The 23,201-nt window shown below is 69.8% G+C and carries 20 protein-coding genes; 5 read left to right on the top strand and 15 right to left on the bottom strand.

The annotated features are described in order from the left end of the window. Window positions 1-290 precede the first annotated feature (290 nt). Window positions 291-791 (top strand): hypothetical protein, encoded by a 501-nt coding sequence (locus tag ACI7BZ_RS12940; RefSeq protein WP_414119163.1) that lies wholly within the window; start codon window positions 291-293, stop codon window positions 789-791. 62 nt (window positions 792-853) lie between these two features. Here ACI7BZ_RS12940 and glsA read toward each other — a convergent pair whose 3' ends face one another. After that, window positions 854-1,840, bottom strand: coding sequence for a glutaminase A (gene glsA / locus ACI7BZ_RS12935; RefSeq protein ID WP_414117554.1), 987 nt, complete (start codon window positions 1,838-1,840; stop codon window positions 854-856). 399 nt (window positions 1,841-2,239) lie between these two features. Here glsA and ACI7BZ_RS12930 point away from each other — a divergent pair, with 399 nt between their 5' ends. Both ACI7BZ_RS12930 and ACI7BZ_RS12925 read left to right on the top strand, forming a co-directional pair. Beyond that, window positions 2,240-4,234 (top strand): TonB-dependent siderophore receptor, encoded by a 1,995-nt coding sequence (locus ACI7BZ_RS12930; RefSeq protein WP_414117553.1) that lies wholly within the window; start codon window positions 2,240-2,242, stop codon window positions 4,232-4,234. Window positions 4,235-4,251: 17 nt separating this feature from the next. Then, complete coding sequence (locus ACI7BZ_RS12925; RefSeq protein ID WP_414117552.1) at window positions 4,252-5,466, top strand: PepSY-associated TM helix domain-containing protein; 1,215 nt, start codon at window positions 4,252-4,254, stop codon at window positions 5,464-5,466. A gap of 60 nt (window positions 5,467-5,526) precedes the next feature. Here the strand turns inward: ACI7BZ_RS12925 and lepA are convergent, their stop codons facing one another. The 5 genes from lepA to hemC all read right to left on the bottom strand — a co-directional run bounded on the left by lepA (window position 5,527) and on the right by hemC (window position 13,019). Further along, window positions 5,527-7,332, bottom strand: coding sequence for a translation elongation factor 4 (lepA, locus tag ACI7BZ_RS12920; protein WP_414117551.1), 1,806 nt, complete (start codon window positions 7,330-7,332; stop codon window positions 5,527-5,529). Window positions 7,333-7,405: 73 nt separating this feature from the next. Then, the gene (locus ACI7BZ_RS12915) at window positions 7,406-9,067 is read right to left on the bottom strand and encodes a heme biosynthesis protein HemY (RefSeq protein WP_414117550.1); all 1,662 of its coding nucleotides are present in this window, start codon (window positions 9,065-9,067) and stop codon (window positions 7,406-7,408) included. Continuing rightward, window positions 9,064-10,593, bottom strand: a complete 1,530-nt coding sequence (locus ACI7BZ_RS12910) for a COG4223 family protein (protein WP_414117549.1) — start codon at window positions 10,591-10,593, stop codon at window positions 9,064-9,066. Before ACI7BZ_RS12910 ends, ACI7BZ_RS12915 begins: the two co-directional genes overlap by 4 nt. A gap of 88 nt (window positions 10,594-10,681) precedes the next feature. Continuing rightward, complete coding sequence (locus tag ACI7BZ_RS12905) at window positions 10,682-11,380, bottom strand: uroporphyrinogen-III synthase (protein WP_414117548.1); 699 nt, start codon at window positions 11,378-11,380, stop codon at window positions 10,682-10,684. Between the two features lie 685 nt (window positions 11,381-12,065). Then, window positions 12,066-13,019: a hydroxymethylbilane synthase gene (hemC, locus tag ACI7BZ_RS12900; RefSeq protein WP_414117547.1), complete on the bottom strand. Its 954-nt coding sequence runs from the start codon at window positions 13,017-13,019 to the stop codon at window positions 12,066-12,068. A gap of 106 nt (window positions 13,020-13,125) precedes the next feature. On the opposite strand from hemC, the gene tsaD reads away from it, so the two are divergent. Together tsaD and ACI7BZ_RS12890 are read left to right on the top strand one after the other, a co-directional pair. Further along, complete coding sequence (gene tsaD / locus ACI7BZ_RS12895; RefSeq protein ID WP_414117546.1) at window positions 13,126-14,205, top strand: tRNA (adenosine(37)-N6)-threonylcarbamoyltransferase complex transferase subunit TsaD; 1,080 nt, start codon at window positions 13,126-13,128, stop codon at window positions 14,203-14,205. A gap of 3 nt (window positions 14,206-14,208) precedes the next feature. Then, on the top strand, window positions 14,209-15,195 hold the full coding sequence (locus tag ACI7BZ_RS12890; RefSeq protein ID WP_414117545.1) for an NAD(P)H-dependent glycerol-3-phosphate dehydrogenase: 987 nt from the start codon (window positions 14,209-14,211) through the stop codon (window positions 15,193-15,195). Window positions 15,196-15,198: 3 nt separating this feature from the next. On the opposite strand, the gene ACI7BZ_RS12885 is transcribed toward ACI7BZ_RS12890, so the two are convergent. From ACI7BZ_RS12885 to catC, 9 genes are all read right to left on the bottom strand, one after another. Further along, window positions 15,199-15,951: a YkgJ family cysteine cluster protein gene (locus ACI7BZ_RS12885; protein ID WP_414117543.1), complete on the bottom strand. Its 753-nt coding sequence runs from the start codon at window positions 15,949-15,951 to the stop codon at window positions 15,199-15,201. Between the two features lie 185 nt (window positions 15,952-16,136). Next, a complete protein-coding gene (locus ACI7BZ_RS12880; protein WP_414117542.1) occupies window positions 16,137-16,436 on the bottom strand; it encodes an antibiotic biosynthesis monooxygenase family protein in 300 nt (99 codons plus the stop codon). 122 nt (window positions 16,437-16,558) lie between these two features. Then, window positions 16,559-17,917, bottom strand: a complete 1,359-nt coding sequence (locus tag ACI7BZ_RS12875; protein WP_414117541.1) for an MFS transporter — start codon at window positions 17,915-17,917, stop codon at window positions 16,559-16,561. Between the two features lie 76 nt (window positions 17,918-17,993). Then, the gene (locus ACI7BZ_RS12870) at window positions 17,994-18,794 is read right to left on the bottom strand and encodes a 1,6-dihydroxycyclohexa-2,4-diene-1-carboxylate dehydrogenase (RefSeq protein ID WP_414119162.1); all 801 of its coding nucleotides are present in this window, start codon (window positions 18,792-18,794) and stop codon (window positions 17,994-17,996) included. Between the two features lie 26 nt (window positions 18,795-18,820). Continuing rightward, entirely contained in the window at window positions 18,821-19,843 is a 1,023-nt protein-coding gene (benC, locus tag ACI7BZ_RS12865) for a benzoate 1,2-dioxygenase electron transfer component BenC (RefSeq protein WP_414117540.1), read from the bottom strand. Between the two features lie 64 nt (window positions 19,844-19,907). Continuing rightward, window positions 19,908-20,399 carry a benzoate 1,2-dioxygenase small subunit gene (gene benB / locus ACI7BZ_RS12860; RefSeq protein WP_414117539.1) on the bottom strand — a complete coding sequence of 164 codons (492 nt, stop codon included), beginning with the start codon at window positions 20,397-20,399 and terminating at the stop codon, window positions 19,908-19,910. A gap of 68 nt (window positions 20,400-20,467) precedes the next feature. Then, window positions 20,468-21,862 (bottom strand): benzoate 1,2-dioxygenase large subunit, encoded by a 1,395-nt coding sequence (gene benA, locus ACI7BZ_RS12855; protein ID WP_414117538.1) that lies wholly within the window; start codon window positions 21,860-21,862, stop codon window positions 20,468-20,470. A gap of 86 nt (window positions 21,863-21,948) precedes the next feature. Continuing rightward, on the bottom strand, window positions 21,949-22,875 hold the full coding sequence (locus tag ACI7BZ_RS12850; protein ID WP_414117537.1) for a dioxygenase family protein: 927 nt from the start codon (window positions 22,873-22,875) through the stop codon (window positions 21,949-21,951). Between the two features lie 35 nt (window positions 22,876-22,910). Further along, window positions 22,911-23,201 (bottom strand): muconolactone Delta-isomerase, encoded by a 291-nt coding sequence (gene catC, locus ACI7BZ_RS12845; protein ID WP_414117536.1) that lies wholly within the window; start codon window positions 23,199-23,201, stop codon window positions 22,911-22,913.

The following is a 23,201-nucleotide window of genomic DNA, read 5'->3' as shown; positions in this document are numbered from 1 at the left end:
GCGCGAGCCGGAGCTCGCCGGTTCTGGCACTCTTGGGAGGAGAGTGCCAAGCTCGCTGCCGGAGATAAGGTGGCGGACCCGGTCCGTCAAGGCGCGGCGCAGCATCCGCCGGGCGAGAAGCCCCCGCGGGAGATAGCAAAACGGTAACTATGCCCCCCTATGGTTTTGATGCAGGCGCGGAATCGACGCGGGCGACGCTTCCCTTTATGGTCGGCGGCACGCTGCCAAGGTTCAGGCGGGTGGAAATCAGATCCAGGGCGGCGGGAGGCCTCGGAAAGCTCATGACGAAAATGTTTGCGTGGTCGAAGTCGCCGGCCGGCCGGGCCCGCCGCACCAGCATGGCGGGAGCGGTCTTCGCCGCCACGGCCCTTCTTCTGGCGGCGTGCACCACCGGCCCCACCGAGCCCCCGCCTCCGGCCCGGCCGCAATATACCAGCCCGATCCCGCCGGATCGCCTGGTGGGCCGCTGGGGCCTTGCCGCCTATCATCGCCCGGATGATGCCACCCGCACCGAGGCGCAGGCCCGGGCCCAGTGCAGCAATGCCTATGTCATCACCGCCGGCACCAATGGCGGTGTGATGATGTATCTCGCCGACGATAACAAGCTCACCGAGGTCGTGTCGAAGCAGGTGTCCGGCGGCCCCGTCTATATCGGCCCGCCCGAAGATCCCGCCGGCGGCGAGCGTGACCGGCAGGTGGTGCGCTTCGACGGCAATGTGCTGGTGCTGCGGTTCGTGGACCCCGAAGTGGCCAAGCGCTACGGCACCATGGTCTATGTGCGCTGCTCCTGAGCGGGCAGCGGCCGGGATGGAAACCGGGGCGCCGTCGCGCCCCGCCTCCGGCCCGGTGAAGATCAGCCCTTGAACGCACCGAGCAGAGCCGACCCCCGGTTGGTGGGGTCGAACACGTGCAGGCCGAGATCCTCGGCCAGTTCCTGAAACGCCGCGATGCCGCGCACCGAATTGCCCTTGGCGTCCAGCCGCGGGGAATAGGTGGCGATGCCGAGCTGCCGGTTCACCACGCCGAGGATGCCGCCGCCGACGCCGCTCTTGGCCGGCACGCCCACGTCGAACGCCCAGTTGCCGGCAAAATTGTACATGCCGCAGGTGAACATCACCGACAGGGTGTGACGCACGGCCTCCACCGCGAACACCGCCGCCCCGGTGCCCGGATTCTCCCCGATATTGGCCAGGGTCGCGCCGATGCGGGCGAGATCGGAGGCGGTGACGAGGATGGAGCACTGGCGGAAATAAAGGTCCAGCGTCGCGTCCACGTCGGCGGCCAGCGCCCCGGAGCATTTCAGCAGATGGGCGATGCCGCGGTTGCGATGGCCGGTCTCGGCCTCCGAGCGGTAGACATCCGCGTCGAACGACAGGGGCCGCCCGGCCGCGGCGGAGAACCGATCCAGCAGGAAGTCGAACGCCTCCGCCCCGAGCGCGCCGGCCAGCAGGCCGGTGACGGTGATGGCTCCGGCATTCACCATGGGGTTGAAGGGCCGGTTGGTGCCCGGATCGAACACGATGGCGTTGAACGCATCGCCCGAGGGCTCCACGCCCACATGGGAAAGAACGGTCGGCGTGCCCACCACATCAAGGGCGAGACAATAGGCGAGTGCCTTCGAAATGGACTGGATGGTGAAGGGCACCTCCGTATCGCCGGCGGCGGCGACGTCCCCGCCCACCGATGCCACCGCCACGCCGAAGGCATCGGGCGGCACGCGGGCAAGCTCGGGAATATAGGCGGCAAGCTCGCCCGAAAGGTCACCCTGCGCCCGCGTCAGGGCGCGCGCGACCACCGATTCGAGGCTGTAGGCCGCAGTCTCCTTCTCCCGTGAAAGCACGCCACCACCTCCGTCATCCATCACCGGTCCTGCGGCAAGCATGGGACATGCCAGAGCCGTGGCGCCGCACGGCCCCACCCGGAATCCTGCTTGCGGCCCGCATGAAAATTGTAATAATTCTAGTGTGGATACTTATTCTTTGTAACTACTATAGTTAAAATCATCATTTTCAATACTTCCAATCTGGCCACGCGTGCATTGCACCCGGCTCCCCGGCCAAATATCAAAATACCACGATCTGTTTTTCCCGAGAGAAATTACATGGCGCGCGTGTTCTTTCATCAAGAGCCATCCCATTGCCGCCGCAAGAGATTTTCGGCTCTCCTTGCAGCCACGGCCCTCTGCGCCCCGCAGATTCTCACGCCCGGACCAGCGGCGGCGCAGGAGGCGGACACCAGCGTGAGCCTGCCCACCGTCACGGTGGAAACCACCGGCCAGACCGCCTGGGGCCCGGTGGAAGGCTATATTGCCGAGCGCTCGGCGGCCGGCACCAAGACCGATACGCCGCTGATGGAGACGCCGCGCTCCATCTCCGTCGTCACCCGCCAGGAAATGGACGACCGCGCGGCGCAGAACGTGGTGGACGCCGTCTCCTACACCGCCGGCGTGGTCACCGGCGCCTATGGCTACGACCCGCGCTTCGACGACATCTACATCCGCGGCTTCCCGGTCACCTCCCGCGGCGATTTCCTCAACGGCCTGTCCCAGGGCTCGGGCAATTTCGCCTATTGGCGCACCGAAACCTACGGGCTGGAGCGCATCGACATCATCAAGGGTCCGGCCGGCGTGCTCTATGGCCAGACCGTGCCCGGCGGCCTCATCAACCGCATCGCCAAAATGCCGGTGGAGACGCCTTTCGCCGAGATCGAGGGACAGCTCGGCGACCCCGCCTGGTCCCAGGTGGCGTTCGACGTGGGCGGAAAGGCGAAGGAGGACGGCAGCGTGCTCTACCGCCTCACCGGCGTCGCCCGCGCCGCCGACGGCACCATGGACTACACCACCAACAACGAGCTTTACATCGCGCCGGCGGTGACCTTCCAGAACGACGCCACGCGCCTCACCCTGCTCGCCAGCATCCTCGACATCCGCCTGCCGTCGAGCACCTATTATTACCAGCCGAACAACATCCTCACCAAGATTCCGCTCGGCACCACCTACAACGCCATCCAGCAGACCCAGGAGCAGATCGGCTATATTCTGGAGCATGATTTCAACGATGCGGTAAGCGCCCGGCAGAACCTGCGCTACGGCCATATCGACAATCACAGCTTCTGGCTGGAGCCCACCGGCACCAAGGTCGGCCCGCAGATCGGCGTCTATCCCTGGAACTACGAGGAGACGTACAACACCTTCCAGGTGGACAACCAGCTCACCGCCAAGTTCGCCACCGGCGCGGTGCAGCACAAGCTTCTGGGCGGGCTCGACTATCTCTGGGGCGCGACGGATTTCGGCTACGGCATCGGCTTCAATGCCGCCCCGGTCAACATCTTCAATCCCAACGTCCCCAACCTCGTGGTCATGCCGCCGATCACCACCTCTTACGGGGTGAACCTGAGCCAGATCGGCCTCTATGCCCAGGACCAGATGTCGTTCGGCGACGGCTGGCACTTCACCATCGGCGGCCGGCAGGACTTCGCATCCACCGACCAGAGCACCTTCGGCATCACCACCGCCTCGCGCGACGACCAGGCCTTCACCTGGCAGGCCGGCCTGCTCTATGAATTCGCCGCCGGTGTCTCGCCTTATGTGAGCTACGCCACCTCCTTCCTGCCCACCACCAATGTGGATTCGCAGGGCCAGGTGCTGGAGCCCTCCACCGGCGAGCAATACGAGGCGGGAATCAAGTTCCAGCCCAAGGGTGGACGCAGCTTCTTCACCCTGGCCGCCTACCAGATCACCCAGAGCAATTATGCGGTGGCCGATCCGAACACCTTCTACTACAGCCCGGTGGGCGAAGTGCGGGTGCGCGGCTTCGAGGCCGAGGCCATGGTGGAGCTGGCGCAGGGCCTCGACCTGACCGCCGCCTACACCTTCACCCAGGGCGAGATCATCGACAGCGCCGATATCGCCACCATCGGCAACGTACCCGTGAACATGCCGGCCAACGTGGCCTCGCTGTGGATGAAATACACCTTCCTCGACGGTCCCATGAAGGGTTTCGGCGTGGGCGCAGGCATCCGCTATTTCAGCGGCTTCTGGGCCGACAATTACAACACCTACAAGAACCCGGCCCAGTTCCCGGTGGATGCGGCCATCTACTACGAAAAGGACGATTGGAAGCTCGCGCTCAACGCCAAGAACCTGTTCGACCAGCAGGAGGCGCTGAACAATGAGGGCTATTGGTACTGGCAGCAGGGCCGCACCGTGCTCCTGACCGCCAAGTATCGCTGGTGATACGGGAGCGCGAGCCGATGCCAGCCGAGCGCCGCTTCAGTCTCCGCCCGGGCCTGGTGTGGGCCCACCGCATCCTCGGGCTCGCCACGGCTTTGTTCCTGTTCGTGGCCGGCATCACCGGCAGCGTGCTGGCCTTCCACCACGAGCTCGACGAATGGCTGAACCCCGCGGCCTACCGGGCGACCGCCGTGGGCGCGCCCCTCTCCCCCGATGCGCTCGCAAAGCACATCGAGGCGGGCGATCCGCAGCGGGTGGTCTGGTACATGTCGCTGGTGAACGAGCCCGGCCATGCCGCCGACGCCGCCGCCATCGGCCGGACCGATCCCGCCACCGGCGAGCCGGTTGCGCTGAAGGCCGATGTGTTCCAGGTGGACCCGGTGAGCGGGCAAATCCTCGCTGAACGGCTGTGGGGGGCGTGCTGCTTCGCGCCCCTCAAGCTCATTCCCTTCCTCTATGAATTCCACCACAATCTCAGCCTGCCCGGGGTGTACGGCATCCTGTTCATGGGCGTGGTCGCGGTCTTGTGGCTGGTGGACGGCTTCATCGGCCTTGCCCTCACCTTTCCGCGCGGGCGGCCGTTCTTCGCCAAGTGGCGATCCGCCTTCGCCATCAAGGGCGGCAGCACCTTCCGCCTCAATATCGACCTGCACCGCGCCGCCGGCCTGTGGCTGTTTCTGCTGCTGATCGTAGTGGCCATCTCGTCGGTCACCATGAATCTGCGCCAGCAGGTGGTGGAGCCCGTGGTGGGGCTGTTCTCGGAGGTGACACCCACGCCCTTCTCCGGCGCCATGCTGGCCCCCCTGCGCGATCGCACGCTCTCCTTCGACATGGTGCTGGAGGCGGGGCTGAAGGAGGCCCGGGCCCGGGGCTGGGACGAGCCGGCAGGCGAGATCTTCTATTCGCCCCATTACGGCGTGTTCGGCGTGGCCTTCGGCGACCATGACGATCCCATGGACACGCGCTGGCTCTATTTCGACGGCCAGACCGGCGCCTTCACCAGCGCCTTCATCCCCGGCGTGGGAACGGCGGGGGATGTCTTCATCCAGCTGCAATTCCCCATCCACTCCGGCCGCATTCTCGGCCTGCCGGGGCGCATCCTCGTCGCCGTCATGGGCCTCGTGGTGGCGATGCTCTCGGTCACCGGGGTGATGGTGTGGTGGATGAAGCGCACGGGGCGCAAGGCGCGGGCGGCGAAGGCTGCCGCCCGGACGAAGGTGGTTGCGGCGGAGTGAGGCTAGAGAATGCGTTATCCGATCAAATGGATTCAATTTGATCGGATCGCGCTCTAAGCCTCATTCATCCATCTTCAGCGCGGCGATGAAGGCTTCCTGCGGAATCTCCACCTTGCCGAACTGGCGCATCTTCTTCTTGCCTTCCTTCTGCTTATCCAGAAGCTTGCGCTTGCGGCTGATGTCGCCGCCATAGCACTTGGCCGTCACGTCCTTGCGCAGCGCCTTGATGGTCTCGCGGGCGATGATCTTGGCGCCGATGGCGGCCTGGATCGGGATGTTGAACAGATGCTGGGGGATGAGGTCCTTCAGCTTCTCGCACATCACCCGGCCGCGGGCGTCGGCGCGGGCGCGGTGCACCAGCATGGAGAGCGCGTCCACCGGCTCGGCATTCACCAGGATGGACATCTTCACAAGGTCGCCGGGGCGGTATTCGGTGATCTGATAGTCGAACGAGGCGTAGCCCTTGGAGATGGACTTCAGCCGGTCGTAGAAGTCGAACACCACCTCGTTCAGCGGCAGGTCATAGGTCACCATGGCCCGCGCGCCCACATAGGTGAGCTCGATCTGGGTGCCGCGCCGGTCCTGGCAGAGCTTCAGCACGCTGCCCAGATAATCGTCCGGGGTGAGGATGGTGGCGCGGATCCACGGCTCGCGGATCTCCTCGATCTTCACCACGTCCGGCATGTCGGCGGGATTGTGCAAATCGATCACCGAGCCGTCGGTCATCTGGATCTCGTAGATGACCGAAGGGGCGGTGGCGATGAGGTCGAGGTTGAACTCGCGCTCCAGCCGCTCCTGGATGATCTCCAGGTGCAGAAGCCCGAGGAAGCCGCAGCGGAAGCCGAAGCCCAGCGCGGCCGAGGTCTCCATCTCGAAGGAGAAGCTGGCGTCGTTGAGGCGCAGCTTGCCCATGGCGGCGCGCAGATCTTCGAACTGGGCCGCATCCACCGGGAACAGGCCGCAGAACACCACCGGCTGCGCCGGCTTGAAGCCCGGCAGCATCTCCGCGCAGGGGCGCTTTTCCTCGGTGATGGTGTCGCCCACCCGGGTGTCCGCCACCTCCTTGATGGAGCCGTTGAGGAAGCCGATCTCGCCCGGGCCGAGCTCCGCCAGCGCCACCATCTTGGGGGTGAAGACGCCCACGCGGTCCACGTCATAGACCGCATCGGCGGCCATCATCTTGATGCGCTGGCCCTTCTTCAGCACACCGTCGACCACGCGCACCAGCACCACCACGCCGAGATAGGTGTCGTACCAGCTGTCCACCAGGAGCGCCTTCAGCGGCGCCTCGCGGTCGCCCACCGGCGGCGGCAGGCGGGTGACGATGGCCTCCAGCACCTGGTCCACGTTCAGGCCGGTCTTGGCCGAAATGCCGATGGCGTTGGAGGCGTCGAGGCCGATCACGTCCTCGATCTGCGCCTTCACCTTCTCCGGCTCGGCGGCGGGAAGGTCGATCTTGTTGAGGACCGGGACGATGTCGTGGTTGTTGTCGATGGCCTGGTAGACATTGGCCAGCGTCTGCGCCTCCACGCCCTGGGAGGCGTCCACCACCAGCAGGGAGCCCTCCACGGCGGCGAGCGAGCGGTTCACCTCATAGGCGAAGTCCACGTGGCCGGGGGTGTCGATGAGGTTGAGGACGTAGGTCTCGCCGTCCAGCGCCTTGTAGGAGAGGCGCACCGTCTGGGCCTTGATGGTGATGCCGCGCTCGCGCTCGATGTCCATGTTGTCGAGCACCTGCTCCGTCATCTCGCGCTCGCTCAGCCCGCCGGTCATCTGGATCAGGCGGTCGGCGAGGGTCGATTTCCCATGGTCGATATGGGCGACGATGGAGAAGTTGCGAATGTTCTTCTGGGCGCTGGCGGTCATCCGCGCCGCATAGCATCGGCGCGGGGCGGCCACAAGGTCGAGGCGAAGGGGAGCGCCCCGGCGCCCCCTGTTCTCACAGCCCCATCAGCCGGCGTTTCTTGCCGCCGTTCTCCGGCTCGTCGGGCAGGTCCGGGTCGGGGCCGGGGTCGTCCGGCAGGGGCGGCTGGGCGATGATGGGGGCCGGCCGGCTGCGCTCCCCGGCCCGCGCGGGGCTCGCCGGCGATGCCGGCGGCGGCGTGAAAACCGTTGCGGCAGAAGGCGCTTCGGCCGGGGCTGCGATGGGCGCGGGCTCCGCCGGGACGGGCGCGGGCGGCGGCTCCGGGGCAGGCGGCGGGGGGGCGGGCGGCTCGGCCGTGGCGGCAGCGAGGGCGGCCGCCTTGGCGTCCTCGCTGGCGCGCACCGCGGCGATGGCGGCTTTCACCCGCTCCGCCTCGTGTTCCAGAATGGGGGTGGCGGAGACGCCGGGCGGCACTTCCCACACGAAGGCATCCAGCCGCCCCGACACCGGCGAGACCGGCGCCCAGCGATCGGACACCACGCCATCGGCGATCCAGGCCGGGTCGCGGTTGGCGCGCACCGCCCGCGCGGTCCATTCCCGCGCCTTGCCGATATCGGCATGTTCGGCAGCTTCGAGTTCAGCCATCAGCAGGCAGACGCGCTGGCTCGGCTCGGCCAGCAGCGGCTCCAGCACCATGCGGGCCTGGGCGAACTCGTGGGCGTCGATGGCCGCGCGGGCAAGGGCGATGGCGCTTTCGCGGTGGGCCGGCGCACGGTTGACCAGGGTGCGGATGCGCTTCAGCCGGTCCTGGGCGGCGTCGCCCGGGCGCAGATAGGCCTCGACATCGGCGAGTTCGGGATGGGGATTCGCGGCGAAGGCCGTCTCCACCATCTTCGCCGCCTTGCGCAGCTCCCCGGCGGCGCCGAGCAGGCGGCCCGCACAGGCAGCAGCCGGTACCAGAGTAGGCGCAAGCCGCACCGCCTCCACCGCCCGCTCGCGGGCGACCAGAGGGTCGCTGTGCTCCAGGGCGACCGCCTCGGCGGCGAGGAGCACGGCCTTGCGGCGGCGGTACTGGGCCTTGTCGATGCCCTTCTGGGCCATCTGCCGCTCCAGCACGGCGCGGGCGCCGGGGAAGTCGCCATCGGCGCAGCGCGCCTCGATGACCGCTTCGGCCGCCCAGGCCAAAGTGGGGGCGGCCGCAGCGGCCTCCTCGGCGATGGCATAGGCGGCGCGGATGTCGCCGGCCCTGCGCGCTTCCATATGCAGGCCGCGCAGACCCAGAAGGCGGGTGGCGGGGTCGTCCACCATGGAGCGGAAGGCGGCCACGGCCACCTCGTGGTTGCCGTCGAGTTGCGCCGCCTGGGCGGTGAGCAGATGGGTCAGCGGCTCGCGCGGCAGCAGCTTCACCGCCTCGGCCCGGGCGTGGCGCACCGCGGCGGTATCGCCGATGCCCACGGCGAGCAGGCCGCGCGTCACCGCATTCCAGCCCTTCTCGCGCCGGCGGCGGCGGGAGAAGGCGGCAATCAGCTTCGGCGAGCGCAGCAGCAGCGACAGCAGCCGCCACACCGCAAGCATGACGCCGGTGACGACGGCGAGGACGGCCAGGGCCACCGGCACGGTGGTTTCCACCTGCCAGCCCTGCCAGACCACAAAAATCTCGCCCGGCCGGTCGGCCAGCCAGGAGGCGCCGAAGGCAAGGGCGGCAAGCAGGATGAGGAAGAAGACGAGGCGGATCACGGCACCTTCCCCGAAATGGCGGCGAGCGACTGCTGGTAGAGAGCCGAGGCGGTGCGCAGCGCGGCGACGCGGGCCTCGATCTCGGCGGTCACGATGGCGAGCTGTGCCGCCACGGGCTGCGGCAGGGGCTTCAGGGTGGCCAGGGCCTCCTCAAGCTGCCCGGCCTTCACCTGGGCCACCGCGCGGTCGATGAGGGCCGGCACGTCCACCGCGCCGGGGCCGGTGGCCGGGCGAACCTTCACCAGGCTTTCGGCGGAGGCCAGAAGCCGGTTCACCAGCGTCTCGCCCTCGGGCGCGGGGGGCGGCGCCAGGGCGCCGACGGCCTTGGCGCCGGCGGCGGCGAGGCGGGAGGCCAGCGCCACCGGCGGGGCATAGCCCTGCGCCGCGGCGGACGCGAACGGGTCCAGCGCGCCGGCGGCCGGGCCCAGCGCCACGCGGGCGGCGGCCAGCTCGGCCGGAAACGGGCGGCCGGAGGCGACGGCATCGCGGAAGCTGCCCAGCACCACCAGCCCTGCCGCGGCGCGGTTGAAGGCGGTGGCGGCGGCGGCCGCCTCCTCGATCTGCTTCTTCAGCGCATCCAGGCGCGGCCCCACCGCGTCGATGCGCGGGCCCAGCGCCTGGATCTGGGCATTCACCTGCGCCTGCAACTGGGTCTGCACCTGCTGGGCACCGGCGGTGGCGGCGGCAAGGGCGCCCTGCAGCCCCGCCTGCGCGGTGCGCAGCGCCTCGATCTCCCGCTTGGCCGAGGCCAGGGCCTCCCGGGTGGCTTCGGCGCCGGTCTTCAGCTCCTCCACCGAGCGGGCCAGCGCCGCCGGCACCGCGGCGACGGGCGCCGGGGGAACCGGAGCAACCGGAACCGGAGCGACGGGAACGACCGGGGCAGGCGCGACGGGAACAGGGGCGGCGGGAACAGGTGCCGCCTTCAGCGCCGCCACGGCGCCTTCCAGCCCCTTCAGCGCCGCCTCGCTGCGGTCGAGCCGCGCGGCCAGGGCGGAAACCGCCTGCGGGTCCGCCACCGGGCGGGCCTCCAGCGCGGCAATGCGCCGCTCCAGCGGCGAAAGGTCCACCGGCGGCGGGGGCGGCGCGGGAGCGACCGCAGGCGCCGGCGGCAACCAAAGCGGCAGGCCGTACCACAGGCCGCCGGCCGCGGCGCCACCGCCGATCACACCGGCGAGAAGGGCGGCGATCACCAGCCCGGCACCGGAGCGGGCGGGCGGCGGCGCCGGCGGCACGGCCGCGGCGGCCAGCTCCGCCTCGGCGGCCTGCTCGGCGCTCTGCTGCGGCGCAGGTGATTCGGGAGCGGCCGGCGCCGGAGGCGCATCGGCGGTGGAGGTATCGTCCGTGGAAGCATCGACGGCGGGCGCGTCGGCGGGCGCAGCCCCATCCGCATCGGCCGGTGCAGGCGCTTGCGCCGGGGGCTCCCCGGCGGCGGGCGGCGTGATGTCCTCGGCCTTCAGGTCGAGCGTGGGCGGGGTGCGGGACGGGCGGGACGCGAGCCCTTCCGCCTTCGGATCTTCGCTCGCCATGGGCCTCCCTCGTGAGATCGGATCCGCTGTTCAGCTTCGGGATAGACCGGCCGGCGCCCCGCCGCAACCGCCTGCCGGCGGCTGGCCGTCACAGCAAGGCGATCAGCGCGTCCTCGTTGGGTGCCGCGGCGATTTCCGCGGCGAGCCCCGCCTTCAGGAAAGGTTCCGCCACCTGATGGGACAGGCACAGCTCGCGAATGCCCGGCAATCGATCCTCCAGCCCCGCCGCGGCGACACAACGCAGGAAGGTGTCCACCGTGCGGTGGGACAAGTGCAGCGCGGCCGTCACGGTTCCCGAGGCCAGCGCCGCGCGCGCCGATTGCGAGAGCGCATCCGCCGCCACCGCCTCGTAAATCACCGCCAGCACCACCTCGATACCGGGCGACGCCAGCAGCTGCGAGAGGTCCGCCGCCCGGTCCTCCCCCGCTGGGTGGAGCACCCGCGCCCCCCGGGGCAGGGTTTCGGCCAGGGTGCCGGCCAGCGCCTCCGCATTGCCCTTGCTGTCGGTGACACGGGTGAAGCCCACCGCCCGGGCCTCGCGCGCCGTGCGGGTGCCCACCGCATAGGCCGGCAGATGGAACAGGCCGGGTCCTCGCGGATGCGCCGCCAGCGCCTTGACGCCATTGATGGAGGTGAAGGCCACCGCGTCGAAATCCCCCTCCGGCATGGCCGCGTCGTTGGGCACGATGCGCAGCATGGGGTCCACGGTCACCTGGTGGCCGAGGGCGACGAGGCGCTCGGCGGTCTCAGTGGCGGCGGGCTCGGGGCGGGTGATGAGAATATGCATGGGTCGGGACAATCTCTGCTTGAAACCGGGACGCGACGAAACGGCTCCTGGCGCCGGACGGGCCTCATCGCGATCCGCAACTGGGGTGTGGCCCTTGCCTCGTGGCCCGTGGCCCTTGCTCCATGGTCCTCGCCCCGTGGCCCTCGCCCGTCGCCTCAAGGGGGTGAACGATAGCTGAGGCGACATCCCCCGCCTGCTTCCGTCAAGCCCGGGGTTTCCCGGGGTGGCGGACGGAAACGGGTGAGGCCGGCCTGTTCCCGTGGCGATGCCTGCACCCTCCGCTACCCCCGTCCGCGGGCGAGGCCCTCCCCCTCCCCCGCAAGCGGGAGAGGGGGCGCCAAGGGCGGGGGTGGCGCGCCACCACCTGGACAATCCGGCGGCTCCTCCGTTCGCGGGCGGGGCCTTCCGGCACCGTCTCGTCAAGCCCGAAGCGGCCGCTCCCCGGCACGCCGCAGGGCACCCGACGCCGCCCCCTCTGCCGCTTGCCGCGGCGGGCGCTGGATGGGGCCGGGTGGAGCAGCAGGGTGCGATCCGCCGCGGTGGGAGCCGAATTTCCCCGCGCGCTCATGTCCCGCGCGCCCATGTCCCGCGCGCTCATGCCCTGAGAACCCCTGCCCCGCGAGCCCGCGGGCGAAAGGCTTGTCCCAGTCGCGCGCCGCCGGCCGGGGCAAGGTCCGGCCGGGCTTTACAGGCCCAGCGCGCGGGCGGGGGCGCTGGTGCGCAGGCGGGCGCCGCATTCGGCGCCGAGACGGGCGGCATCGGCCACCGGGGCGCGGGCCTCGGTCTGCGCCGCATCCGAACCATCGGGCGCCAGCACCAGCCCGCGCAGGAGCACCGTGTCGCCCTCCACCACCGCGAGCCCGCCGATGGGCGTGCGGCAGGAGCCGTCCAGCGCGCCCAGGAAGGCCCGCTCGGCGGCCAGCGCAATGCCGGTGTCGCGGCAGGCGATGGCGGCGATGGCGGCATTGGTGGCGGGATCGGCCATGCGGCATTCGATGGCCACCGCCCCCTGCCCCACCGCCGGCAGGAAATCGCCCGGCTCCAGCAGGCAGCTCGCCGCCGCCGCAAGGCCCAGGCGGCTGAGGCCGGCGAACGCCAGCAGGGTGGCGTCGAGATCGCCGTCCTTCACCCGGGCGAGGCGGGTGTGGACATTGCCACGCAGCAATTCCACGCTCAGGTCGGGCCGGATGCGGCGCAATTGCGCCTCGCGCCGCAGGGAGGCGGTGCCCACGCGGGCGCCGGGGGCAAGGTCCGCCAGGCTGTGGCCCGCCTTCAGGATCAGCGCGTCGCGCACATCCGCCCGCGGCAGGTAGCCGGCCAGATGCAGCCCCTCCGGCAGGACGGTGGCCACGTCCTTGGCCGAATGCACGGCCAGGTCCACCCGGCCGTCCAGCAGCGCCTCCTCGATCTCCTTGGTGAACAGGCCCTTGCCCCCCGCCTCGGACAGGGCACGGTCCTGGATGGCATCGCCCGAGGTGCGGATGACGCTGATGGGAATGCGCTCCGCCGCCACGCCGAGGGCCGCCGCCAGCGCCGCCTGCACCGCATGGGCCTGCCACAAGGCCAAAGGGCTGCCACGGGTGCCGATGCGCAGCACCGCGCCGGCGGAATCGGTGTCGGATGTGGGGATCTGGCTCATCTGGTGTTCTGGCACATTTCGCGTTCTGGTTCCCGGGCGCGTACAATGCTCAACGGAATCGAAATAAAATAGAGCGGCGTTCCGGCGCAGCGCACAACGTTCAGGGGTGACGGGTTTGGCGGATCTTCTGGTCCTCGGCATCGAGACCACGTGCGACGAGACCTCCGCGGCGGTGGTGGCGCGCTCGCCCTCGGGGGCGGCGGACATCCGCTCCAACGTGATCCGCTCGCAGGTGGAGATCCATTCCCCCTATGGCGGCGTGGTGCCGGAGATCGCCGCGCGTGCCCATGTGGAAATCCTCGACCATGTGATCGCCGAGGCCATGCACCAGGCGAACGTGGACTATTCCGAACTGTCCGGCGTGGCGGCGGCGGCGGGGCCGGGGCTCATCGGCGGGGTCATCGTCGGGCTCACCACCGCCAAGGCCATCGCCCTCGCCGCGAAGAAGCCGCTGATTGCGGTGAACCATCTGGAAGCCCATGCGCTCACCGCCCGCCTCACCGACGGGGTGGCCTTTCCCTACCTCCTGCTGCTGGTGTCCGGCGGCCACACCCAGCTTCTGGCGGTGGAGGACGTGGGCCGCTACACCCGCCTCGGCACCACGCTGGACGACGCCGTGGGCGAGGCCTTCGACAAGGTGGCCAAGATGCTGAGCCTGCCCTATCCCGGCGGGCCGCAGGTGGAGGCGCAGGCGAAGCTGGGCTACGGCGCGCGCTTCGCCTTCCCCCGCCCCATGCTGGGCCGGCGCGAGCCGGACTTCTCCCTCTCCGGCCTGAAGACCGCCGTGCGGCTGGAGGCGGACCGCCTCGCCCCGCTCTCCGACGACGACGTGGCGGACCTGTGCGCCAGCTTCCAGGCGGCGGTGGTGGACCTCATCGCCGACCGGGTGCGCGCCGGCGCCCGCGCCTTCCGCGACCGGCTGGGCCGCGGCCCCACCGCTCTGGTGGTGGCCGGCGGCGTGGCTGCCAACGGCATGATCCGCGAAAGCCTCGCCAAGGTGGCGGCGGAACTGAACACCCGCTTCGCCCTGCCCGCGCCGGAATTGTGCACCGACAACGGCGCCATGATCGCCTGGGCGGGGGCCGAGCGGCTGTCCCGCGGCATCCGCGACACGCTCGACGTGAGCCCGCGCGCGCGCTGGCCCCTGGACCCGGCGGCGGCCGCCTCGGCCACGGCGCGGGCCTGAAGCGTGGGCACCCGGGACTTCCGGCGCGTGGGCGTCATGGGGGCCGGCGCCTGGGGCACTGCCCTTGCCAATGCCGCTGCCCGCGCGGGGCAACAGGCGGTGCTGTGGGGCCGCGATGCCCCCGCCATGGCGCAGATGGCCCGCCTGCGGGAGAACCAGGCGGACCTGCCTGGCATCGCCCTTGATCCCGCCGTCACCCCCACCGGCGATCTGGACGCCCTCGCCGCCGCCGATGCGGTGCTGCTGGTGGTGCCGGCGCAGGCCTGCCGCGAGGCCCTCGGCCGCCTTGCACCGCTGCTGCGCCCCGGCGCGCCGGTGATCTCCTGCGCCAAGGGCATCGAGCGCGGCACCCGCGCCTTCATGAGCGAGGTGATCGCCCAGGCGGCGCCGCACGCGGTGCCCGCCGTGCTCTCCGGTCCCAGCTTCGCCAGCGACGTGGCGGCGGGCCTGCCCACGGCGGTGACGCTGGCCGCCGAAGATGCGGCGCTGGCGCAGGCGCTGGCCGCGGCGCTGGGCTCGACGACCCTGCGGCTCTACCATTCCACCGACGTGCGCGGGGTGGAGATCGGCGGCGCGGCCAAGAACGTGCTGGCCATCGCCGCCGGCATCGTCGCCGGGCGCCGGCTCGGGGCCAGCGCGGCGGCGGCGCTGGTGGCGCGCGGCTTTGCGGAACTGATGCGCTTCGGCCGCGCCTATGGGGCGAAGGCGGAAACCATCACCGGCCTGTCCGGTCTCGGCGATCTCATCCTCACCACCTCCGGCCCGCAATCGCGCAATTTCGCCTTCGGCCAGGCCCTGGGCGCGGGCACGGCGGGGGGCGGCAGGCTGGCGGAAGGCGCCTTCACCGCCAGCGTGCTGGTGGAGATGGCCCGGGCGCGGAACGTGGATGTGCCGGTGAGCGCGGCGGTGGATGCGGTGCTCTGCGGCCGCCTGTCCATCGACGGCGCCATCGAGGCGCTGATGGCCCGGCCGCAGAAGGCGGAGGGCTGAGCCCTACCCCTTCAGCCGGTCGAAGGTGCGGCCCATCTCCTCGCGGCTCACATGGTCCACCAAAGCGGGGTGAAGCACATCGCATCCCGCCGCGAAGCCGGCCTCGGCATCGGGACGGGCCAGGGCGATCTTGAGCGCGGCCACGAGATCATAAAGCCCCCACGGCGCCCCGGCATCGCGCAGGGCCGATTGCAGGGCGCCCTGCACCAGGGCCCGCACGGTGCGGTGCGGCTCGGACACCGGCACCTCGTCCGCCTCCCCCTCCAGCGCGGCGATGCAGGCGTCGGCATCGAACGAGGCATGGCCGCGGCAGGCCAGCGGGCGCACCGGATAGATGACGCAGATGCCTTCCACGAGGAACGGACAATCGTGCCCCAGCGCCATGGTGCCGGAGGCCCCGGCCGGCGCATCGGGGGTCGCGGCCAGGCGCGCGGGCAGGTCGATGCCCATGGTGCGGAAGCCAGCCGCCATGCCGCGGATGTAGCGCGCCACCATCAGCACTTCGGGGGCGGTGGCCACCACCAGGATGCGGCAGCAGGTGCCGCAGCCCTTGCGGCAGGCCAAAGGCGGCAGGCCGCCGGTCTGTTCCGCCACATTGTGCTCATAGCTGGAAAAGGCCTGCATCCAGATGCGATCCAGCAGCTCCGCGCTGGCCGCGTGGGCGCCGAGGGTGGCGGCGAAGGCGGCATGCTGGGCGCGGAAGAAGGCGGCGGGGCCGGCCTCCGGCCCTCCCTGGGTTTCATCACGCTGCGCCACCGAAACCCTCCAAATATTCCATCCGCCCGCAACGGGCTGCCCCACGCTCGCCGACGCGGTGCGGCGGGCGCATTGAGATGGAACAAGCTATATCCACACAGGAATATCGCTCAACAGAGGGACATTACGGATAGGGCCGGGCAGCGGGGCGTCCGGCTGCCGCAACCGGGCCGGACGCCGCCGCGTCAGAAGCAGGTGACGGCGACGCTGGTATGCTCCACCGTCGGCGCGCTGGCGAAATGGGGGCTGGCGAGGCGGCGCCATTCCTGGAACTCGGGCGCATTGCGGAAGTGCACCATGTGGTCTTCCACGCTGTCCCAGGTGACGACGAGATAATAACGGGTGGGCGTTTCCACCGAGCGCTCCAGCGACAGCCCGCGGCAGCCGCGCGACTTCTGGAAATAGGGCGCGGCTTCCTTCACCGCCGCCTCGAAGGCAGCTTCCGAGCCTTCCTTGATGTCGATGGTGGCGACCTCATAGACCATGGTGCGTTCCTCTTGGCGCGGCGTTGAGCCGCCGCGGGGCGGCAGATTAGTGCGGCCGGCGCCCGGGTTGAACCCGCCCGGGCGCCGAATTTACCGCCCCGCCCCTGCGGGCCGGCTCCGCCTCAGGCGTTCTGCACCGCCTCGCCGGCCGGCGCCGCCTCGGCCGGCGCCTCGCCCTGCAGGCGGCCCTTGAGGAAGATGGCAAGGCCCGCCAGCAGCGCCGGAATCGCGGCGATGGCGAAGATGGTGTCGAAGCCCCAGTTGAAGGACAGCAGCAGCCCGCCCACCATGGAGCCCACCACCGAGCCGCTGCGGCCGACGCCATTGGCCCAGCTCACCCCGGAAGCCCGGCTTGCGGTGGGGTAGAAGGCCGCCGCCAGCGCGTTGATGCCGATCTGCGAGCCGGCGATGCAGAAGCCGGCCCCGAACACCGCCGCCGGCAGCAGGCCGGGCACGCCCGCCGAATAGCCGATGGCGGTGACGCACAAGGCCCCCGCCGCATAAGCGCAGCCGAGCAGCACATGGGGGTTCACCCGGTCCATGAACAGGCCCAGCACCACCCCGCCGAGGGTGCCGCCCAACTGCAGCAGCATGGTGACCAGGGCCGCCTGCTGGATGGTGGCGCCAGCGCTGTTGATGAAGGTGGGCAGCCAGTTGGTGAGCAGGTAATAGACCAGCAGGCTCATGAAGAAGGTGAGCCACAGCAGCAGCGTGCCGCCCACCAGATGGCGCGAGAACAGCTGCTGCACCGGCAGCCCCCTGGCCTTCTGCGGCCCCACGAAGGTGGCGCCCGAAAAGTCGGTTCCCGGCGCGATGCGGGCGAGGTTGCGGGCGGCGGCGGCGGAGCGCTCGTCCTTCATCACCAGGAAGCGGATGGATTCCGGCAGCAGCACCAGCAGCAGCACGGCGATGGCGATGGGCACCACCCCGCCCACCACCAGCACCGAGCGCCAGCCATAATCCGCCACCAGGTGCGCGGCGAGCAGGCCGCCCATGGCCGAGCCCAGGGTGAAGCCGCAGAACATGGCGGTGACCAGGAACGACCGCCGCCGCTGCGGGCAGTATTCGGAGGTGAGGGTGATGGCGCTGGGCATGGCCGCGCCCAGGCCCAGCCCGGTGACGAAGCGCCACCAGGTCAATTCGGTGATGGAGCCGGACCACGCCGCCCCCAGCGAGGCGAGGCCGAAGAAGAACACCGAGCACACCAGCAGCGGCTTGCGCCCGAAGCGGTCGGCGAACGGGCCGATGACGAGGGCGCCCACCATGAGCCCGAACAGGCCGGCCCCGAACATGGGCCCCAGCATGGCGGGGGCAAGCTGCCATTCGGCGCGGATGGCCGGGGCGATGAAGGCCGCCGCCGCCGTGTCGAAGCCGTCCACGGCCACGATGACGAAGCACAGGACGATGATGAGCAGCTGGAAACGCGAGATGGGACTGTCGTCTATCAGTTGCTGGACATTGATGGTTCTTTTGGCAGACATGGGGGTTCCTCTCGGGGTTTCCTCTCGGGGCGAAGATTTTTCTTCAGGCTTATTGGGCCGCTGCGGCCGGGTCGGCTCAGCCGAGGTCGCCGCCGCCCACGGGCAGCGTCACGCCGGTGATGTAGGAGGCCTCGTCGGAGGCCAGGAACAGGATGGGCGCCGCCTGCTCGGCAAGGGTTCCGTAGCGCTTCATGAGGCTGGAGGAGACGGTCTGGTCCACGATCTCCTGGTACCAGGCCTCCTCGGCGGCGGAGCGCCCGGCGCTGTTGCGGGGAATCCGGCGCGGTGGCGCCTCGGTGCCCCCCGGGGCGGTGGCCACCACGCGGATGCCACGGCCCGAATATTCGAACGCCAGCGCGGCGGTGATGGCGTTCACCCCGCCCTTGGCCGCCGCATAGGGCGTGCGGTGGATGGAGCGGGTGGCGATGGAGGAGACATTCACGATCACCCCGCCGCCCTGCCCCAGCATCACCGGCAGGGCGGCGCGGCAGCACCACAGGGTGGGGAACAAGGAGCGGTTGATCTCGGCGATGATCTCCGCTTCCGCATAATATTCGTAAGGCTTCGCCCAGATGGTGCCGCCCACGTTGTTGACCAGGATGTCGATGCGGCCGAAGCGCGCCGTGGCCGCCTCCATCACCGCGACGGCGCCGGAAAAGGCCTCCAGGTCCGCCGTCACCGCCGTCACCGTGCCGCCGGCCGCGGCCAGCTCCGCCTCGGTCTGCGCCAGCAGGGGGGAACGGTCGGCGATGACCACGCAGGCCCCTTCCGCCGCAAGGCCCCGCGCCACCTCCTGGCCGATGCCCTGGGCGGCGCCGGTGACCACCGCCACCTTGCCGGCGAAGCGGGCCGGGCGGGCCGTGCCGGGGGCGCTCATGCCGGGGGTGCTCATGCCGGGGGTGCTCATGCCGCCTTCGCCTGCGCGCCGGGCGCGAACTTCTCATAATGGAAGGCGGCGGGCACCACGCCCGCGGCCTCAAGGTGCTGGCGCACCGCATCCACCATGGCCGGCGGCCCGCACAGATAGGTGTCCACCGCGCCGCAGTGGAGGTGCTCGGGCGCAAGGTGGTGGGTCACATAGCCCTTGCGCGGATGGGTGCTGGCGGCATCGCCCACGCAGGTGACGAAGCTGAAGCCCGGCAGGCGGGCCGCAAACGCTTCCAGCCGGTCCACCAGCACCAGGTCGCGGTCGGAGGTGACGCCATAGACCAGGTGCGCCGGCACGCCGAGGCCGTCGCGCTCCAAGAGCTCCAGCATGGCGAGGAACGGCGCGAGCCCGGTTCCGCCGGCGAGGAACAGCAGCGGCCGCGTCACCGGCCGCAGGTAGAAGGAGCCCATGGGGCCGGAACAGGCGATGGCATCGCCCACCCTCGCCCGCTCGGAGAGATAGGACGACATGCGCCCGCCGGGAATGTTGCGGACGAGGAATTCCACCTCTCCCTCCCGCAGCAGCGAGGCGAAGGAATAGGCCCGCACCTCGCCGCCGCCGGGCACCGCCAGGTTGGCATATTGCCCGGGCAGGAAGGACAGCTGCGCCCCCGCCTCCAGCTTCACGGCGAAGCGGATGGCGGTGGCCGAAAGTTGCTCCACCCGCGAGAGCCGCGCCGTGAAGGTGCCCGCGGCCGCCTTGCACATGGCCGAAGTGGCGGCGATGCGCACCACGCAATCGCTTTTCGGCCGCATCTGGCAGGTGAGCACATAGCCCTGCGCCGCCTCGTCCGCTGCCAGCGCATCCTCGATATAGTCGCCCGCGTCGTAGCTGCCGGCCTCGCAGAAGCTCTTGCAGGTGCCGCAGGCGCCGTCGCGGCAGTCGAAGGGCACGTTGATGCCCGAGCGGTAGGCCGCATCCGCCACCGTTTCCCCGGTGCCGCAGGCGATGAAGCGGGTCACGCCGTCCTCGAAACTCAACGCGATCGTGTGTGTCATTGCCCGCCTCCCGCGCGCGTGCCGGCGGCCGCCCCGGAGGGCGGCCGGACGTTCGATCCGGCGGTCAGATGTGGTAGATGTCGATCACCTGATGAATGTAGTCGTTCTTCAGCACGACTTTTTTGTTCTTGATCCTGAAGTCGTTTCCGCTGGTATCCAGCGTATAGAACGATGCACCGAAATAGGTGTCCGTCGTCTTGTAGCGGAAGCTCAGGGTGAACCAGTTGAAGCGCAGGCTTAAGCTGGCGCCGGTGTCCTCCAGGATCTCGATATTGGTGAGATTGTGGGAGGTGCGCGGCTCGGGCAGGCTGGTGGCGCTGGAACGCTCGGTGCGGATGCGGAACACCCGGTCCTCCAGCCCCTGCTTCTGGCCGTAATAGATCAGCGAGATGTCCTTCTGCGGATCTTCCACCAGCAGGTCGTCGTCATCCCAGGACGGCATCCAGAACACCGCGTCGGGAGCATAGAGGGCGAGCCAGCTGTCCCAGTCCTTGTCGTCGAGATAGCGGGCTTCGCGGTAGAGAAAGGCCTCTACCGCCTCGCGGGTCACGTTCATGTGGTCCTCCCCTGCGATGCGGCCGCGGGCGGTCCTGCATCGCCGTCTTGTTTCACGATGGCGGCGGACTATTCGGCCGCCGCGGCGCGCGGCGCGTCGCCGGAGAGGGCGGCGGAAAGCACGTCCTTCCAATATTGGTGCTGGACCACGAATAGGCCCTCGTCCTCGGTCTTCGCGCCCGACAGGAGGGGCTGAAGGCCGATGGCGGCGGCGCCCGCGTCGGGCCCGGTGATCCAGTGGGCGGCGCCGCGGGACAGGTCGTTCCAGGGCGCGGCCTTGGCCATGAAGCCCATCTGGCAGGAGCGGAATTCCTCCAGGTCGTCGGGCGTGGCCATGCCGGAGGCGTTGAAGAAGTCCTCATACTGGCGGATGCGGCGTGCCCGCGCCTCGGCGCTCTCGCCGCGGGGGGCGATGCAATAGATGGTGACCTCGGTCTTATCCACGCTGATGGGCCGGAAGGTGCGGATCTGCGAGGAGAACTGGTCCATCAGATAGACGTTGGGGTAGAGGCACAGGTTGCGCGAGCGGCTGATCATCCAGTCCGCCATGGCCTCGCCGAACGTCTGGGTCAGCTCGGCCCGGCGCTCGTAGAGCGGGCGGTCCTCGGGATTGGCCCAGCGGGTCCACAGCAGAAGATGGCCGTGGGCGAAGGAATAGAAGCCGCCGCCCTGCTTGGCCCAGCTGCCCGCATCCATGGCCCGCACGTCGTCCTTGCCCGCGGCGGCGGCGGCGGCGGCCTTGCGGGCGTTGACGGTGGCGGCATAGTTCCAGTGCACCGAGGAGACGTGATAGCCGTCGGCCCCGTTCTCCGCCTGCACCTTCCAGTTGCCGTCGAAGACATAGGTGGAGTTGCCGCGCAGGACTTCGAGCCCCTGGGGCGACTGGTCCACGATCATGTCGATGATCTTCGCCGCCTCGCCGAGATGTTCCGCCAGCGGCAGCACATCTTGCTTCAGCGAGCCGAACAGGAAGCCCCGGTAATTCTCGAAGCGCGGCACCCGGGCGAGGTCGTGGGAGCCATCGGTGTTGAAGCCTTCGGGATAGCCGGCGCCGTCCGGCTCCTTGGTCTTCAAGAGCTTGCCGGAATTGGCGAAGGTCCAGCCGTGGAACGGGCAGGTGTAGGTCGCCTTGTTGCCGCGCTTGTGCCGGCACAGCATGGCCCCGCGGTGGGAGCAGGCGTTGACGAGGGCGTGCAGCTCGCCCTTGCGGTCGCGGGTGATGACGATGGGCTGGCGGCCGATGAAGGTGGTGAAATAATCGTTGGGATTGGGGATCTGGCTCTCATGCGCCAGGTAGATCCAATTACCTTCGAAGATGTGCTGCATCTCCAGCTCGAAGATTTCCGGGTCGGTGAAGATGTCGCGCCGGCAGCGGTAGAGGCCGTTGGCGCGGTCCTCCACCACCGCGCCGTCGATGCGGGCGGCCACCGATGCGGCCGGGGGAATGGGGGCGTGTGCAGTCATGGCTGTCCTCCCTCCGCTGCGGCCCGCCGGCGGGTGCGGCGGGCCCTGCGGGGTGTTGAAGGGGTGGGGAACCGGGTGGGTCGGCCTCAGGCCGCGGCGCGGGGGCGGCTGACCTCGGTGCCCGCCACGCCCTCGGCCTGCGCGGCGATGGAGAAATCGAAGTCGATGACGGCGAACGGCTTGTTCAGCCCGCGCGCATGGATCTCGCCGGCGTCGTCGATCCGGCGCACCGGCGGCACGAGGCCATCGCGGGTGCCGAAGGCGAAGTCCGTGTCGAGATAGGTGTCGCCCTCGATGTTGATCTGGGTGGTGAGCTTGCGATAGCCGGGTGCGGTGACGAAGAAATGGATGTGCGCCGGGCGCTCCGCATGGCGGCCGAGGCTTTCCATCAGCAGCCGGCTCTGGGAGCCGGGCGGGCAGCCGTAGCCGGAGGGCATGATGGTGCGGAAGCCGTAGGTGCCGTCGGCCCGCGTCTCGATGCGGCGCCGCAGGTTGAAGGCCGGCTGGGTGGGATCGAAGTGGGAATAATTGCCCATGGTGTTGGCGTGCCACACATCCACGATGGCGCCCGCCACCGGGCGGCCGTCGGTGCCGGTGACGCGGCCCTGCACGAACAGCACCTCGCCGTCGTCGCAGCCGTCGTCAAGCCGCGCTTCGCCCGTGGAGAGCGGGGCGCCGGCCACATAGAGCGGCCCTTCGATGGTGCGCTGGGTGGTGCCGGCAAGGCCCGCCAGGCGCTCGGCCTCGTCCAGGCGCAGATCGAGATAATGCTCCACCGCGATGCCGGGAACGATGAGCCCCAGCTCGTTGCTGCGGCCGGCGGCGGCGATGTAGGTGACCCCCGTCCAGAATTCATCCATGGAGATGTCGAGGTCGTCGATGGCGACCATGAGGTCGAAGGTCAGGCGGCGCACGATCTCCTTGAGGCGGGCATTGCCGCCGGCGGCGTCGAGGCCCGCGGCGCGGTCGGCAAGGGTGCCGATGGTGGCTTTGTCCATGATGTTCTTGGGCATTGGCGTTTCCTCCAGAATGCGGCGTCGGGCAGGGGTCAGGTGTCGTCCTCGCGGATCGACGAGGGGTGGCGACACAGGGGGGTGACCGCGATTTCCATGAACGGAAACAACGGCAGGGTGGACAGGATGTCGTGCAGCTCTTGGGGGCTGCTCACGTCGAAGATGCTGATGTTTGCGTAGCGTCCGGCGACGCGCCAAAGATGTCGCCACTTGCCCGCCTGCTGAAGCTCCTGGGCGCGCGCGCGCTCCACGCTCTTCAATTCGGCGGCTTCGGCCTCTGGCAGGTCGCGGGGAATGCGAACATCCATTTCCACTTGAAACAGCAT

Source organism: Xanthobacter sp. AM11, assembly GCF_047444035.1.
GTDB lineage: Bacteria > Pseudomonadota > Alphaproteobacteria > Rhizobiales > Xanthobacteraceae > Xanthobacter.
This window is presented reverse-complemented; position numbering and strand designations above follow the sequence as displayed.

Bases quoted from the DNA above. Each gene is read 5' to 3' on its own strand.
- ACI7BZ_RS12940 (WP_414119163.1), top strand. From the start codon at position 291: ATGTTTGCGTGGTCGAAGTCGCCGGCCGGCCGGGCCCGCCGCACCAGC.
- ACI7BZ_RS12925 (WP_414117552.1), top strand. From the start codon at position 4,252: ATGCCAGCCGAGCGCCGCTTCAGTCTCCGCCCGGGCCTGGTGTGGGCC.
- lepA (WP_414117551.1), bottom strand. From the start codon at position 7,332: ATGACCGCCAGCGCCCAGAAGAACATTCGCAACTTCTCCATCGTCGCC.
- ACI7BZ_RS12910 (WP_414117549.1), bottom strand. From the start codon at position 10,593: ATGGCGAGCGAAGATCCGAAGGCGGAAGGGCTCGCGTCCCGCCCGTCC.
- ACI7BZ_RS12905 (WP_414117548.1), bottom strand. From the start codon at position 11,380: ATGCATATTCTCATCACCCGCCCCGAGCCCGCCGCCACTGAGACCGCC.
- hemC (WP_414117547.1), bottom strand. From the start codon at position 13,019: ATGAGCCAGATCCCCACATCCGACACCGATTCCGCCGGCGCGGTGCTG.
- ACI7BZ_RS12880 (WP_414117542.1), bottom strand. From the start codon at position 16,436: ATGGTCTATGAGGTCGCCACCATCGACATCAAGGAAGGCTCGGAAGCT.
- ACI7BZ_RS12875 (WP_414117541.1), bottom strand. From the start codon at position 17,917: ATGTCTGCCAAAAGAACCATCAATGTCCAGCAACTGATAGACGACAGT.
- ACI7BZ_RS12870 (WP_414119162.1), bottom strand. From the start codon at position 18,794: ATGAGCGCCCCCGGCACGGCCCGCCCGGCCCGCTTCGCCGGCAAGGTG.
- benC (WP_414117540.1), bottom strand. From the start codon at position 19,843: ATGACACACACGATCGCGTTGAGTTTCGAGGACGGCGTGACCCGCTTC.
- benB (WP_414117539.1), bottom strand. From the start codon at position 20,399: ATGAACGTGACCCGCGAGGCGGTAGAGGCCTTTCTCTACCGCGAAGCC.
- benA (WP_414117538.1), bottom strand. From the start codon at position 21,862: ATGACTGCACACGCCCCCATTCCCCCGGCCGCATCGGTGGCCGCCCGC.
- ACI7BZ_RS12850 (WP_414117537.1), bottom strand. From the start codon at position 22,875: ATGCCCAAGAACATCATGGACAAAGCCACCATCGGCACCCTTGCCGAC.
- catC (WP_414117536.1), bottom strand. From the start codon at position 23,201: ATGCTGTTTCAAGTGGAAATGGATGTTCGCATTCCCCGCGACCTGCCA.